General features: G+C 64.2%; 11 protein-coding genes and 1 pseudogene. 4 read left to right on the top strand and 8 right to left on the bottom strand.

Annotated elements, in window-relative coordinates; translation table 11 throughout:
• Nucleotides 1-371 (bottom strand): annotated as a pseudogene (locus F6X42_RS28115) (hypothetical protein); the annotation flags it as partial.
• A 1,007-nt stretch (nucleotides 372-1,378) separates the two neighbouring features.
• Here F6X42_RS28115 and F6X42_RS28110 point away from each other — a divergent pair.
• Together F6X42_RS28110 and F6X42_RS28105 are read left to right on the top strand one after the other, a co-directional pair.
• The gene (locus F6X42_RS28110) at nucleotides 1,379-2,767 is read left to right on the top strand and encodes an FAD-binding oxidoreductase (RefSeq protein WP_187637315.1); all 1,389 of its coding nucleotides are present in this window, start codon (nucleotides 1,379-1,381) and stop codon (nucleotides 2,765-2,767) included.
• A 243-nt stretch (nucleotides 2,768-3,010) separates the two neighbouring features.
• The gene (locus F6X42_RS28105; protein ID WP_187637314.1) at nucleotides 3,011-3,601 is read left to right on the top strand and encodes a BPSL1445 family SYLF domain-containing lipoprotein; all 591 of its coding nucleotides are present in this window, start codon (nucleotides 3,011-3,013) and stop codon (nucleotides 3,599-3,601) included.
• A gap of 32 nt (nucleotides 3,602-3,633) precedes the next feature.
• On the opposite strand, the gene F6X42_RS28100 is transcribed toward F6X42_RS28105, so the two are convergent.
• The gene (locus tag F6X42_RS28100; RefSeq protein ID WP_187637321.1) at nucleotides 3,634-4,173 is read right to left on the bottom strand and encodes a YbaK/EbsC family protein; all 540 of its coding nucleotides are present in this window, start codon (nucleotides 4,171-4,173) and stop codon (nucleotides 3,634-3,636) included.
• A 155-nt stretch (nucleotides 4,174-4,328) separates the two neighbouring features.
• Between F6X42_RS28100 and F6X42_RS28095 the strand changes: the two genes are divergently transcribed.
• Together F6X42_RS28095 and F6X42_RS28090 are read left to right on the top strand one after the other, a co-directional pair.
• The gene (locus tag F6X42_RS28095; protein ID WP_187637313.1) at nucleotides 4,329-5,597 is read left to right on the top strand and encodes a YihY/virulence factor BrkB family protein; all 1,269 of its coding nucleotides are present in this window, start codon (nucleotides 4,329-4,331) and stop codon (nucleotides 5,595-5,597) included.
• Between the two features lie 340 nt (nucleotides 5,598-5,937).
• A complete protein-coding gene (locus F6X42_RS28090) occupies nucleotides 5,938-7,125 on the top strand; it encodes a porin (RefSeq protein ID WP_187637312.1) in 1,188 nt (395 codons plus the stop codon).
• Nucleotides 7,126-7,279: 154 nt separating this feature from the next.
• Here F6X42_RS28090 and F6X42_RS28085 read toward each other — a convergent pair whose 3' ends face one another.
• The 6 genes from F6X42_RS28085 to pdxR form a co-directional block, all read right to left on the bottom strand.
• Nucleotides 7,280-8,152, bottom strand: coding sequence for a proteasome-type protease (locus F6X42_RS28085; RefSeq protein ID WP_187637311.1), 873 nt, complete (start codon nucleotides 8,150-8,152; stop codon nucleotides 7,280-7,282).
• 82 nt (nucleotides 8,153-8,234) lie between these two features.
• Nucleotides 8,235-9,035, bottom strand: coding sequence for a transglutaminase family protein (locus F6X42_RS28080; RefSeq protein WP_187637310.1), 801 nt, complete (start codon nucleotides 9,033-9,035; stop codon nucleotides 8,235-8,237).
• A gap of 12 nt (nucleotides 9,036-9,047) precedes the next feature.
• A complete protein-coding gene (locus F6X42_RS28075; protein WP_187637309.1) occupies nucleotides 9,048-9,998 on the bottom strand; it encodes an alpha-E domain-containing protein in 951 nt (316 codons plus the stop codon).
• Between the two features lie 179 nt (nucleotides 9,999-10,177).
• Nucleotides 10,178-11,587, bottom strand: a complete 1,410-nt coding sequence (locus F6X42_RS28070; protein WP_187637308.1) for a circularly permuted type 2 ATP-grasp protein — start codon at nucleotides 11,585-11,587, stop codon at nucleotides 10,178-10,180.
• 410 nt (nucleotides 11,588-11,997) lie between these two features.
• Nucleotides 11,998-12,450: an HU family DNA-binding protein gene (locus tag F6X42_RS28065; RefSeq protein WP_187637307.1), complete on the bottom strand. Its 453-nt coding sequence runs from the start codon at nucleotides 12,448-12,450 to the stop codon at nucleotides 11,998-12,000.
• A 376-nt stretch (nucleotides 12,451-12,826) separates the two neighbouring features.
• A complete protein-coding gene (pdxR, locus tag F6X42_RS28060; protein WP_187637306.1) occupies nucleotides 12,827-14,314 on the bottom strand; it encodes a MocR-like pyridoxine biosynthesis transcription factor PdxR in 1,488 nt (495 codons plus the stop codon).
• Nucleotides 14,315-14,365: the final 51 nt, after the last annotated feature.

Here is a 14,365-nt window from a genome sequence, read left to right as displayed (position 1 = left end):
ACCCCGCCCGGGCCGGAATTAGCCGAGCTATTTCCGCCACTGCTGCTCGCGCCCGCGCCCGTCGACGACGTCCCGTTGCCCGCTGGCGATCCGGTGGTCGACGTCGAGCCGAGCCCCGCCGCCGCGACGCCGAAGCCACCCGACCCGAGCCGCCCGCCTCCCTGCGACGTGCAGCCCGGCCCACCGCCCGACGGACATTCGCCGTACGCGCCCACATCGGCGAGCACCATCACTCCGCGATTCGTTTCCGGCGCGGCGGTGCTCCCCGAATTCGTCTGCGCACCCACCATCGCCGCATAAAGACTCACCGCGACTGCTAAAGCCGCCCGTCGCGTTCCTAATATCCACGCGTCCCCGTTTTGCTTTTTCATTTCAAATCTCCTGATTATTTCCCCAGAGCGACCGGTCCAATTAGCGAGCGAATCTCCACTCACCAGGAAAACGAAAAATTCAAAGCCTCTGTGCAGCTTCGCTTTATGCGAATTAAAATGCGCCCGCACTAAACGCTTCTCTCGCGGAAAATCCCCGGTCCGATTTGACGTGATTCGAGAGGATTGGCTGACCGTGCGCGCACATCATTGTCAGAGCGGCACAGCGAGGTTTGATGGATCTTCAAGTTATTCGCAGCGCAATCGCGCGACCGTGCGCTAGGCCACGCAATGCGATATCGCCGATACGGCCTGCCAGGCGGCGTTAATCGACTAAGAGCCTGCCAAATCCGCTAATACATATGCTTCAGACAGGTAGTGAAAACTATCGCTCTCGGTGTAATCGAATCGACAGAACGATTAAGCAGCCATGGTTTTATCGGACGAATTAAGGCTATTTACACACTGGGAGTTTTTTATTCATGTGGCGATTCGCACATAAAAACGGAAATGGAAAAGCCGAATGAGAGCAATCCGATAGACAACTCAAAGAAAATCACCGAAACGCACGCGCGGAACATTGCGCGTCGTTGCGCAGCGCCGATGTATCGGGAAATTGCTGCCGCGATGTGCGCTACCTCGCACAGTCGTCGCTCGCGTGCGTCAGGCGCAGGCGAGCGCGACCCCACGGCAGGCGCAAAGTGTCGCGGCACAACCACCAGCGCGTCAGATAACCAACACATCAGCGTGCGCGCTTTTTCCGAAGCATTTCCACCATCTTCGGCGGATAGGCCCGCGCATCGTCGCTGCCGTGCCCGCAAAAGCCTGTGCCGCGAGCCACCGCGCGGGATCGCACACAGACGCGGGTAAACCTGTGTTTGACTTCGACGCGCCGCCCCGTTTACTGCACGCAGCCGAACCTCTCAATCCGCTTTCATTCACCGCCCGCGTCTAGTTTGGTCTGCTGAGTGTGTCCTGCGAGCGCCTTTCCCTGTCCGACGAGGTACATCATGGTTACTATCTCCAGCAGCGCGGTCGACGAATTCAAATCCGGCTTGCGCGGCCAGCTTCTGCTGCCCGACACGCCGGGTTTCGACACGGCACGCAGCATCTGGAACGCGATGATCGACCGTTCTCCCGCGATGATCCTGCGCTGCGCGGGCGTCGCCGACGTGCGCCGCGGCGTCGCCTTCGCGCGTGACAACGGCCTGCCGCTCGCAATGCGCGGCGGCGGCCACAACATCGGCGGCAGCGCGCTGTGCGACGACGGGCTCGTGCTCGATCTTTCCGCGATGAAATCGGTGCGCATCGATCCCGACGCGCAGCGCGCGTACGTCGAGCCTGGCGCAACGCTGCACGATCTCGATCACGAAGCGCAGGCCTTCGGACTCGCGACGCCGCTCGGCATCAACTCGACGACCGGCGTCGCGGGTCTGACGCTCGGCGGCGGCTTCGGCTGGCTGAGCCGCCGCTACGGCATGACGGTCGACAACCTCGTCGCGGCCGATATCGTCACCGCGGACGGCGCGTTGCGCCATGCGAGCGCCACCGAAAACGACGATCTGTTCTGGGCGATTCGCGGCGGCGGCGGCAATTTCGGCGTCGTCACGCTATTCGAGTTTGCGCTGCATGCGGTCGGGCCGATCGTCTACGGCGGCCTCGTCGTGTTGCCGCTCGCCGACGCCAGGGACGCGCTGATCCAATACCGCAATGCCACGCCCGCGATGCCCGACGAACTGGCCGTGTGGGCGGTCGCGCGGCTCGCGCCGCCGCTGCCGTTCCTGCCGCCCGACGTGCACGGCAAACCCGTGCTCGTGTTCGCGATGTGCTACAACGGCCCGGTCGAAAATGGCCCAGCGGCGGTGGAAGCCGTGCGCGGCTACGGCAAGCCGCTCGGCGAACATCTTGGTCCGATGCCCTACGAAGTGTGGCAACAGGCGTTCGATCCGCTGCTCACGCCGGGCGCGCGCAATTACTGGAAGTCGCACAACCTAGCCACCATCGACGATGGTCTGATCGACGCGCTGATCCGCGCGATCGACACGCTGCCGTCCGCGCAATGCGAAATTTTCTTCGGGCTGATTGGTGCGCAAACGCAGCGCGTGGCGGTCGATGCGACCGCCTACCCGGCTCGCGAGACGCAATACGCAATGAACGTGCACGGCCGCTGGGACGATGCGCGCGACGACGCGCGCTGCGTCGCATGGGCGCGCGACTTTTTCGACGCGTCGCGCCCCTTTGCGCTAGGCAGCGTGTACGTCAACTTCATGACGCAGGAAGAAGGCGGCCGTATCGCCGATGCCTATGGTCCCAACTATGAACGGCTCGTCGCCGTGAAGAACAACTACGATCCGCGCAATCTGTTCCGCCATAACCAGAACATTCGCCCAACGGTGTAGCGGCGAAAAGCGCCCCACTGACACGGCCGCGCCGCCCCGCGCAAGGCGGCGCGGCCGTTGGGCACGTTACCTGCTGCTCCTGCCGCGGACCCCCGTCATGCGCACGTCGCGGCACGCCGGCTTCGCTGCGATAACAGCTCGCACGGAACCTCCCGCGTGCAAATGAGAACAAAGCAAAGCGGGCGATGCGCCGCACTCTTTCATAACGTACAACACGCGTGAGAAACGCAAAGGAAAACCGTCATGCGCAGACGACAATTCATCATGACCGGCAGCGCTGCATTGGCCGTCGCAGGCCTGAGCCTCACCGGTTGCACGACGACTTCGCCGTCCTCGAACGCATCGCCGTCGGCCAATGCCGGCAAGCGCGACACGATCAACGCCGGCGTCGACTCGACGCTCGCGCGTCTCTACGAAAACGTCGACGGTTCCCGCGATCTGGTTGCGAAAGCGCGCGGCGTGCTGGTGTTTCCGTCGGTGATCTCGGCCGGTTTCTGGGTCGGCGCACAGTATGGGGAAGGGGCGTTGCGCGTCGGCGGCCGCACGGTCGGCTACTACAGCACCGCCGCGGGCTCGTTTGGATTGCAGATCGGCGCGCAGTCGAAGGCGCTCGTGTTTCTGTTCATGACGCAGGAAGCGCTCGACGAATTCATGCACAGCCAGGGCTGGGCAGTCGGCGCGGACGCGACCGTCGCCGTGCTGAAGGTCGGCGCGAACGGCGCGGTCGATTCGTCGACCGCGACGAGCCCGGTGCAGGCTTTCGTGCTGACCAACGGCGGACTGATGGCCGGCGTGTCGCTCGAAGGCACGAAGGTGTCGCGGCTGATCATCTGAGCGGGGCTTTCCCAGTTGCGGGGTTGCGGGTATCACTCCGCCGGCAGCGTCAGCGCCGCCACTTCGCAGCGCGGCCATTGCCGCAGCACATCGGGCGCGAGCAGCAGCTTGGCCGCCCGCACGCCCGCGCCCATCACGACCTGCGCGCGCTCCATCACCGCGGCGTCGACGAGGATGCGCCAGTCGGCCGGCAGACCGAATGCGGTGATGCCGCCGAACTCCATCTGGCTATGCTCGACCGCCGCGTCGCGCTTCGCGAATGACAGCCGCTGCGCGCCGAGCGCGGCCTTCACCGCGCCGTTGATGTCGAGCCGCCGCGAGCCGAGCGACACCACCGCCGCGTAGTGCTCGCCACCCTCTTTCTTGTAGCGGATCACGATCGTGTTCGCGCAGTCTTCGAGGCCGAAGCCATAACGCTCGCTAAATGCGGCGGTGTCGGAGGCGTCGTCGGTGACGGCGAACACCGTGATGCCGTGCGCCGGCAATGGTTCGATGACATGCGCGGGCAGATGCGCGCTCCACTGGCCGCGCTCGATGACGTCCAGTTGCTGTATGAGTTCGTGCGAATGCATGATGAGCGGAAAGGTGACAGTGACCCGCTGCATTCTAGCGGTATGCGCGGGCGGCCGCGAAACGCGCCGCTTAACTTGTATAGTGACGGGCACGAGCTTTGCGGAAGGCAACCAGGCAGACATCGTGAAGGCGCCGTCACGATTCAGACACGATCATGGACATCGACACCCTTTCTCGCGAGCACCTCCAGCAGGCCGCGCGTCATCAGGCCAATTGGGCGATGGGCGCACTGCGGCAGTTCACGGACAACCGCTGTCCGGCGATGGCCGCGAGCATCGCGTTCTATGCGGCGTTTTCACTCGCGCCGACGCTCGTGATGGTGATCGCGGTGGCCGGCTGGTTCTTCGGCCCGGCGGCCGCGCGCGGCGAACTGTTCGGCCACATCAACGGCCTGATCGGCGACCAGGCCGCGGCCGGCGTGCAAACGATCGTCGAGAACGCGCACCACGCGGGCGCCCAAGGCGGCATCGCGACGATCATTTCGTTTTCGCTGCTGGCGATCGGCGCGTCGGCGACGTTCTCGTCGCTGAACAGCGCGCTCAATATAGTGTGGCCCTACAGTGGGCCGCGTACGTCCAGCGTGCTCGCGCTGGTGCGGGTGCGGCTGATTTCGTTCGGGCTCGTGCTGGGCGTCGCGTTTTTGCTGATCGTGTCGCTGGTGCTCGATACGGTCATCGTCTTCATCGGCAACTGGCTATGGGGTGACTCGCCGTATGTCGTGATCGGCAATCTGCTGCAACTCGGCGTCGGGCTGCTCGTACTGATGTTCGCGTTCGCCGGACTGCTCAAGTTCCTGCCCGATGCGCGGGTGCGGTGGCGCGATGCGCTGGTGGGTGGCGTCGTCGCGGCCGTGCTGTTTACGGCCGGCAAGAAACTGTTCGCGCTCTATCTGGCGCATGCGGGAATGGCCAGCGCGTTCGGCGCGGCCGGCTCGCTCGCGGTGCTGTTGATGTGGCTGTATTTCTCGGCTGTGGTGCTGCTGCTCGGCGCGGAGTTCTCGGCGGCGCGCGGCCGCCTGCACGATCCGCGTGGCGGCTGGGGCATGCAGGGCGACGCACCGCCGGGCAGTCGCGCGAAGCTCGCGTCGGTGCTGGCGGCATCGACGGTCGCGGCGAACGCCGCGCCGTCTGCTGTTACGGCTGCGGGCGTTGCCGGCCGGGCGGCCACGACGCTGCCGGCGGGAATCAGCGCGGCGGCGCAAAAGCGCTCCGCGCATCAGACCGCGGTGGACGTCACCCGCAAGGTGCTCGACGCCGAAGCGCAAGCCACCCGTCTCGCGGCGTCGGCCCTCGTCGAAGCGCGCCGCCAGGCGACGGCCGCCGACCGCTACGTGCGACGCAACCCGTGGACCTCGGTGCTGCTCGCGGCCGCCGCGGGGCTCGCCGCCGCGGCCGTGGCGCGCTGGGGCGCCGACAGGCGCTGAAAGGGCCGTCGCACACCGCGCTCCCCGCGTCGATACTATTAGGAATACACGTGGTTGCGCCTGGACACAACGCGACCCTTCTGTCCAGCCTGTCTAGTCATTTCGTCCGCGTTTTTTATGGTGCGTTCATTCCCCCGTCACTATCAACAAACCAACAATAATGCGCACTAGACCAATAAATATTGCGCAAATTGAAATAATTATTGATGGCTTTAAATACAAGGGTTTGCATTGATTGTCAGTTTTTGGCGACACTCTTTTTTTTCCGTTTCTATGCCGCGGAGCCGGTGAGCTATTCTGCTTTCCGCAACAACGAACAATCATTTGCGTGGAGAAATGGATGAAACGAATCACACTGTCTACCCTCTCGCTGGCGCTCTTCGGCGTCGCCGGTATCGCTCACGCGCAAAGCAGCGTGACGCTGTATGGCGTGATCGATGAATCGATCCAGTACGTGAACAACGCTACGCCGCACGGCGGCAGCCTCGTACAACTGTTTGCCGGCAACCTGCAAGGCAACCGTTTCGGCCTGAAGGGCACGGAAGACCTCGGCGGCGGCCTGAAGGCGATTTTCCAGTTGGAAAACGGCTTTGACGTCAACACCGGCAAGCTCGGTCAGGGCGGCCTGATGTTCGGTCGTCAGGCTTACGTCGGTCTGACGGGCGACTCCTGGGGTACGCTGACGGCTGGTCGTCAGTACGACCCGCTGGTCGACATGATCCAGCCGCTGACGGCCGACAACTACTTCGGCAGCACGTTCACTACGCCGGGTGATGTCGACAACAACGACAACAGCTTCCGCGTGAACAACGCAGTCAAGTACGTGTCGCCGGTCTGGTCGGGCTTCCAGATCGAAGGCATGTACGCTCTGGGCGGCGTCGCGGGCGCGACGGGTTCGGGCCAGACGTGGTCGGGCGCGGCAACGTACGCAACGGGTCCGTTCAGCGTCGCTGCAGGCTACCTGCACGCAAGCAACGCGAGCTCGCTGGCTACGCGTACGGCTGCTGGCGGCTGGGCAGGTACGGCAGGCGGCACGTTCGATTCGAATTTCCCGACCTTCGCTGGCATTAACGCGGCTTATGCTGCATCTAAGTCGATCGGCATCGCTTCGGCCGCGGTTCAGTATGTGACCGGCCCGTGGACGGGTAACCTGTCGTACAGCAACGCGCAGTACAAGCCGGATGCGAATTCGGGCTTCGGGACGACGCAGAAGTACGAAGTGGGTCGCGCGTATTTGGGCTACCAGCTCACGCCGGCAGCGCTGGTGGGTGTTGGCTATGCCTACACGAAGGGTCACGGCGACGCGTCCGCAACGTATAACCAGGTGTCGCTGGGCGGGGATTACTCGCTCTCGAAGCGCACGGACTTGTACGCGGTCGGCGCATGGCAGCATGCAAGCGGCGAACAGCGTGTGCCGGGCGTCGGTGGTGGCCTCGTATCGGCTACGGCTTCGATCGGTTCGTATGGCAACCAGTCGAGCACCAGCAACCAGGTCATGGTCAGCCTCGGTATCCGTCACAAGTTCTAATCGGACTTCGAATCGGACCTGCTACGCAGCTGGCGCGCTGCGTAGCCAGAGACCAGAAACCAGCCAGAGGCGATGCCGATGGCTGGTTTTTTTTCGTCCTGAGGTTTTGGTGCGGGCCCGGGCGAGCCTGACGCGCGCTGCGAACCCAACGCAGCTAGCGCCGCTGCGCCTTGTCCTTGTCGGCCTGCGCGAGTATCTGCGCGGGCCACACGTCGTGCTCATGCTCGACGCCATCGGCGCCTACCGGCGCGCGATATAGCACCAGCGCCCGCTCCGGCTGCAGCGACGGCGCATCCACCGACTGCTGCCAGTCCGGGTCGGGAATCTCGCCGAACACCTGGCGCAGACGCTCGCCCCACGTGCGGTGAATCATGTCGAAGTACGCATTGTCGCGATCGATCGACACGAACCGCGTGACGCGCAGCGCATCCTTCTCGTACACGAGCAGATCGAGCGGCAAGCCCACCGACAGGTTCGAGCGCAGCGTCGAGTCCATCGAGATCAGCGCGGACTTCGCGGCTTCGTCGAGCGGCGTGGACGGCGTCAGCACCCGGTCGATGATCGGCTTGCCATACTTTGCCTCGCCAATCTGGAAATACGGATTCACGGCCGACGCCTCGATGAAATTGCCTGCCGCGTAGATCATGAAGAGGCGCATCCGGTTGCCGGCGATCTGGCCGCCGAGAATGAAGCTGCAGTTGAAGTCGACGCCGAACTTCTGCAGCGCGTCGGCCTCGCGCTCATGCACGCGGCGCACCGCGCTGCCGATTACGCGCGCGGCGTCGGCCATCGTCGGCACGCTCCACAGCGTTGGCTCGCTGGCATCGGCGGGCTCGGAAAGCTCGTGCAGCACCGCCTGCGTGATCGACAGATTGCCGGCGCCAAGCAGCACCAGCAGGCGTTCACCGGGTTGCTCGAACACCGACATCTTGCGCGCGGTACTGATGTGATCGACGCCCGCATTGGTGCGCGTGTCGGACAGAAAGACGAGGCCGTCGTCGACGGCCATCGCTACGCAGTAAGTCATAAGGATTCCGCGGAAAGCAAGAGAACGGAGCTATTGTAATGCGGCGCACTGGCGCCTTTTATCCGGGTTCCCCGCCACGCTGCTACTGCGACATTTGCGTGCTGACCGTCACCGCTACGTCGAGCTCCTCTTCGAGCCCGCCGATGCGCCGTCCGCGCACCGGCGCCGCCGCCTCATAGTCGCGCGCGACCGCGAGCCGGCAGTAGATCTCGCTGGCAAACCCGGCGTGCGTCACGTCGATCGAAATCCAGCCTGTGCCTTCGAGCCACACATCGACCCACGCATGACTCGCGCCATGCGGCACGTCGCCGGGTTCGATATAGCCGCTCACATAGCGCGCCGGCACGCCGCGCGCGCGGCAGCACGCGAGCATCAGATGCGCATGGTCCTGGCACACGCCGTTGCCGAGCGCAAGCGCCTCGGCGGCCGTGCTCGTGACCTGAGTCACGCCGGGCCGGTATTGCACGCGCTGCACGATCTGCTCGGACAGCGCGATCAGGCATGCCGGGCTCGCCAGATTCGGCACCGACTCGGCCAGTTCGCGGATCGCACCGTCGACTTCGGTCAGGCGCGTCGCGCAGGTGAAATGCTCGAGCGGGATCGGGCCGGGCGGATCGCGCAGCACGCCGTCGATCAGCGGCATCGTGTCCACCTCGCCCGTCACGCGCAGATGAATCTCGTCGTGCGGCTTGTTGATGACGAGCGTATGCAGCACGTTGCCGTATGCGTCGAGCGTGGCGTCGAGCTTGCCCGGCGCGTCGATGCTCCAGCGCCGCACGGTCTGCCCGGCGCCACTCGTGGGCGTCAGGCGCAACTGCTGGATCGAATAGTGAACCGTCGCTTCGTAGCGATAGGAGGTGTCGTGGCGGATCGTCAGGTACATGAGAAAACTCCGTCAGGCCACTGGCAGCATCAGATAAGTGCGCGCCACCAGGTTGCCCAGCTCGAACACGCGAGCGAGGAACTGCGTCAGATAGGCGTGCAACCCAGTTTCGAAAATCTGCCGGATGTCGGCATACAGCAGTTCGGCGCGCAGCTTGCCGGCGAAGCGCTCGCACTGATTCGAGCCGGGCGTACGCAGCATCGCAAGATTGGTGCACACGCCGTCGAGCGAGGCGAGCAGCGAGCGCGGCATCTGCTGATTGAGGATCATCAGCTCGACGACGCGCGCGGGCGTCACGACGTCGCGATACACCTTGCGATAGATCTCGAGCGCCGACACCGAACTCAGGATGGAGGTCCAGTAATAGAAGTCCTCGAGCTGGCGCGCGGCGTCGCGCGAATTCGGCTCGACGTTCGCAAAACGCACATCGAGAATCCGCGCGGTGTTGTCGGCACGCTCCAGATACGTGCCTAGCTGCGTGAACAGGAACGCGTCGTCCTGCAGCGCGGTGCCGATCGTCACGCCGCGCGACAGATGCGAACGGAACTTGACCCACTCGAACAAGGAGCCCGGATTGCTCGCGGCCTGACCGCTCGCGAGCCGCTCGTTGAATTCGAGCCAGGTGTCGTTGATAGTTTCCCACCACTCGGTCGTCAGCGTGCCGCGCACCGCGCGGGCGTTTTCACGCGCCGCCTGCAGGCATGAATGAATGCTCGACGGATTGCTCGCGTCGGCCACCATGAAGTCGAGCACGTGATCGTGCGTCGGTTCGTCGTAGCGCTGCGCGAACGCGCTTTCGAGCTCGGAGATGCGCAGCACCGAGCGCTGCGCGCGGGCCTCCTGTTCGGGCGTCTGCGGCAGCAACTGGGCCTTCAGGTTGATGTCGAGCATGCGGGCGGTGTTCTCCGCGCGCTCCATGTAGCGGGCCATCCAGAAGAGATGATCGGCGGTTCGGCTAAGCATGACGGCGTTCCATGTCTGTGATCTGAACGCGCGAGGCCTTCGTCAGCGACGAAAGTCCGCGCTGGTTATCCGTTAAGCGCCAGCGGCGCATTGCGTGCCGCTTGCAGCGCATCGGGTTGCTGGTGTCGCGCCCTGCTCTGCTCGCTTGCCAGCGAGGTGCGGGCGCGGCGGCAACCGCGTCAGTCGACCATCCAGGTATCCTTGGTCCCGCCTCCCTGCGATGAATTGACGACCAGCGAGCCCTCCTGCAACGCGACGCGCGTGAGGCCGCCCGCGACCAACGTGGTGGTTTTGCCCGACAGCACGAACGGCCGCAGGTCGATGTGCCGCGGCGCGACGCCCGATTCGACGAAGGTCGGACACGCGGATAACGCCAGCGTGGGCTGCGCGATATAACCAGCCGGCCGCGCGATCAGCCGCTCGCGGAAGGCCTCGACTTCGGCCTTGGTCGACGCGGGGCCGACGAGCATCCCGTAGCCGCCCGCGCCGTGCACTTCCTTGACCACCAGTTCCGGCAGATGCGCGAGCGTATAGGCAAGGTCCTCGGGCTTGCGGCACTGATAGGTCGGCACGTTGTTCAGAATCGGCTTTTCGCCGAGATAAAACGCGATCATGTCGGGCACGTACGGATAGATCGATTTGTCGTCCGCAATGCCGGTGCCCATCGCGTTCGCGAGTGCGACGCGGCCGGCGCGATACGCGGTCAGCAAACCCGGTACGCCGAGCGCGGAGTCGGCGCGAAACGCGAGCGGATCGAGAAAGTCGTCGTCGACGCGCCGGTAGATCACGTCGACGCGCTTCGGTCCCTGCGTGGTGCGCATGAACACGTAGTTATCGTCGACGAACAGGTCCTTGCCCTCGACGAGCTCGACGCCCATCTGCTGCGCGAGGAACGTATGCTCGAAATACGCGGAGTTGTACATGCCCGGCGTCAGCACGACGACGACCGGATCGTCGACGCCCGCGGGCGCGACCGAACGCAGCGTATCGAGCAGCAGGTCGGGATAATGCGCGACCGGCGCGATGCGGTTCTGCACGAACAGCTCGGGGAAGAGCCGCATCATCATCTTTCTGTTTTCGAGCATGTACGACACGCCCGACGGCACACGCAGATTGTCTTCGAGTACGTAGAACTCGCCTTCGTCACCGGCGCGCACCACGTCGACGCCCGCGATATGCGCGTAAACACCGAGCGGCACGTCGACACCCTGCATCTCCGGACGATACTGCGCATTGGTATAGACCTGCTCGGCCGGCACGATACCCGCGCGCACGATGTTGCGATCGTGATAGACGTCGTGGATAAACAGATTGAGTGCCTGCACACGCTGCCGCAAACCCGCTTCGAGCGTCTGCCATTCGCCGCGCGGAATGATGCGCGGAATCAGATCGAAGGGAATCAGCCGCTCGGTGCCGGACAGGTCGCCGTTCACCGCGAAGGTGATGCCGACGCGCCGGAACAGCAGGTCCGCTTCCGCGCGCTTGCGTACGATCGCTTCATCGCCCTGTCTGTCCAACCAGCGCTCAAAACGCGCGTAATGCGGCCGTACGCCATCGTCGTGATGGCGCATCTCGTCATAGCATCGCATCTCAGCCTCAGTCTTGTTTCAAATAGAAGGCGAATGCGCTGCGCATTCGGTATTCGAGCTTCGATCAAGCAAGCGCTATGCCATTGAATGTGTCGTGGTAGAGCGCGCTGACGTGCACGCTAACGGCGCATCCGCGGGACATCGGATTGTGTTGATCGTACTGTCGTGGCTCATGATGCGCCAGTCAGGTGCGCGCGCGCCATCAGGGAGCACACTATGAGCGGCGCGATAGCGATTTCGCCAATGGATTCGGCGAGCATACGAAGCGTGCGCATAAAAAAGGCCCCGTGGATTTTCCTCCACGGGGCCTTCGATGACCTGCGAGCAGGCGCTAATTCAAGCACTCAAACGTCAGGCATGGTTAAACATAACAGCGCCATGCCGACGCCTGGATTATGCGAGCAACGCGCTCAAGCAGCGGCTGCGTCCTTCAGCTTCTTCAGCGGGCGTGCCTTGATACGCACACTTGCCGGCTTGGCCGGGAACCAGCGCTCTTCACCCGTGAACGGGTCTTTGCCGAAGCGCTTCTTCTTCGCCGGCACAGCCTGCACGACAATCTTCAGCAGACCCGACAGCGTGAATTCGCCAGCGCCCTTCTTATGCACCGTGCCGAGGATCGTGTCTTCGAGCGCGGCCAGCACAGCCTTGGCGGTCTTCGGTTCCACTGCAGCACGTTCAGCGATGTGAGCGGCCAACGAGGCCTTCGTGAAGGTGTCCTTGATCGGCGACGGTGCGCCAGACGCCTTCACGGCGACCTTCTTGGCTGCGACGGCTTTCTTCGCAGGAACTTTCTTTGCAGCAACCTTCTTGGTCGGTACCGGGGCAGCAGCCTTCTTGGCCACCTTTTTTGCGGAAGTCGGCATGTTTCTCCTACCTGTTGTGGTCAGTGAATTGCTCGAAGCGCACACCGTATATGCACGCTTCAACGCCGGATTCTACAAGCGCTAAAGCGATTTGCGCGACTCTTTTATGTATTGCGATGAAGTTTTTTGCGCGGCGCCGACAGTGCAACACGTTTTAGTACCTGTTTTAGCGGCTAAAACGTGCGCGGCGAGGTCTTCGATATGGAGGAGTAACGCGCGTTACAGTTCGTTTCGGCTGCGATTTCGAGGCACTTGCCGCGGGGCGACCTGATGTTTTCGCCCCTTGAATCAGGGCATTTTCTTCGTTTGACGCGTCAAGCAACCCACGCCCCCACGCTTCGACGATGCCTACGCCTCGCTCGCGGCGAGCTTCGTTTCAGCGTGCGATGCGCGGCAGGATGCCGGCGAGCGTCGTCAGCGCCGCGTCGATATGTTCGGCCGCGATGCTGCCATAGCCGAAGATCAGTCCAGGCTGCGGGGTCACGCGATGGTGAAATGGCGCGAGTCCATAGAGGCCGATCGACGCTTCACGCGCGGCGGCGACGAGCGCCTCTTCGCCGCGCGACGCCAACGGTCCCTTCAGCCGCGCCGCCAGATGGATGCCGGCGGTCGGCACGATCGGTTCGAACCAGCGCGCGAGAGCGCCTTGCAGATGCTCGAGCAGCATCGCGCGGCGCGCCGCGTAAGCCTTGTGCATGCGCCGCAGATGGCGTGCGAAGTCGCCATTGAGCATGAACGAGGCGAGCGCCGTTTGGGTCAGCGTGCAGCCGTGACAATCGGCGATCTGCCGCGCCTTCAACAGCGGGCCGTGCAACGACGCCGGCGGCACCAGGTAGCCGATCCGCAGCTCAGGGAAGATCGTCTTCGAAAACGTGCCGACGTAGGCGACGAGGCCGGCGCGATCGAGACTCTTCAGCGGCTCCATCGGCCGGCCTTCGAAACGGTACTCGCAGTCGTAGTCGTCCTCGATGATGACCGCGCCGCGCTTTTCCGCCCATTCGAGCAGTTCGACACGACGCTCCAGGCTCATCGGCATACCGAGCGGAAACTGATGCGAAGGCGTCACGTAGACGAGCCGCGCCTTGTCCGGCAGCTGGCCGACGATCAGACCTTCGCGATCGACCGGCACCGGCACCACGCGCGCCCCCGTCACCGTGAAGCATGCATGCGCGGGTGGGTAGCCGGGGTCTTCGATGGCCGCGACTTCGCCGGGCCCCAGCGTGACGCGCGCCATCAGATCGAGTGCGTGCTGCGCGCCCTGCGTGACGATCACGTCTTCCCAGTTGCTCGCCACTGCGCGGTTGAAGGCGAGGTAGCGCATGATCGCGAGCCGCAGCTGCTGCTCGCCGGCGGCGTCGCGATAGGTGCCGGGGCTGCGCGCCTGGCCGCGTAGCGCGTGATTCACGCAGCGGCGCCAGACGTCGAACGGAAACAGCGTCTTGTCGGTCGCGCCGCCGACGAAGTCGAGCGGCGACGGCACCGACGGCCGCGGCAACGGCAGGCTGTCGGGCATCTGCTGCCACAGCGGCTGCGCACGCGCCGCGGCCTTCGCTTGCGCGGCAGCCCGCTCGCGCGAGTGGTCTGCCGCGCGCGCGTGCGCGGAGCGCTCGGCAGGTAGCCGTTCGAGCCCGTCGGCGACGAAGGTGCCCGAACCGGCGCGGGCGGTCAGATAGCCTTCGGACAGGAGCCGCTCGAATACGTCGAGCGTGGTCTTGCGCGACACGCCGAGCTGCGTCGCGAGATCGCGCGAGGACGGCAGACGCGTACCGCCAGCAAGGCGCCCTCCGAGAATGCCCGCGCGCAACTGCCGATAAATCTGTCCCGACAGATCGTGATGGCCTTCGACCGCAATGTGAATGTCCATTCAGGTGGTTACCTCGAATCACCACGAAACGTTGCGATCAGCGGCTGGAAC

This window comes from Paraburkholderia podalyriae, from assembly GCF_014397785.1.
GTDB classification, from domain to species: Bacteria; Pseudomonadota; Gammaproteobacteria; order Burkholderiales; family Burkholderiaceae; genus Paraburkholderia; species Paraburkholderia podalyriae.
This window is presented reverse-complemented; position numbering and strand designations above follow the sequence as displayed.